2 tRNA genes are annotated in these 369 nt (G+C 56.6%); both read left to right on the forward strand.

The annotated features are described in order from the left end of the window. Positions 1-7: 7 nt before the first annotated feature. Positions 8-98 (forward strand) — tRNA-Ser (locus ABT58_RS23045). A 40-nt stretch (positions 99-138) separates the two neighbouring features. Further along, a tRNA-Asp gene (locus ABT58_RS23050) sits at positions 139-215 on the forward strand. Positions 216-369: the final 154 nt, after the last annotated feature.

Consider the following 369-nt stretch of genomic DNA (forward strand, 5'->3'; position numbering starts at 1 on the left):
CACTTACGGAGAGATGGCTGAGTGGTTGAAAGCACCGGTCTTGAAAACCGGCATACGTTAATAGCGTATCTAGGGTTCAAATCCCTATCTCTCCGCCACATTCTAGAAATCGGGTTCATCCGGGTTTCATACAGAATTGGAGCGGTAGTTCAGTTGGTTAGAATACCGGCCTGTCACGCCGGGGGTCGCGGGTTCGAGTCCCGTCCGCTCCGCCAACGATTTAGCCCGATGCGAAAGCGTCGGGCTTTTTCATATCTAACGCTCCCGAAAGCCCTTCGGTCTTTTGGGCGCGCCTGGAAGGCCAGCCCCGACTTGCAGTGCGCGTTGAGTCCCGTCCGCTCCGCCAACACAACGCCGCCCTTGTCGCTA

Origin of the sequence: Photobacterium aphoticum (assembly GCF_001029435.1) — a bacterium.
GTDB classification, from domain to species: domain Bacteria; phylum Pseudomonadota; class Gammaproteobacteria; order Enterobacterales; family Vibrionaceae; genus Photobacterium; species Photobacterium aphoticum.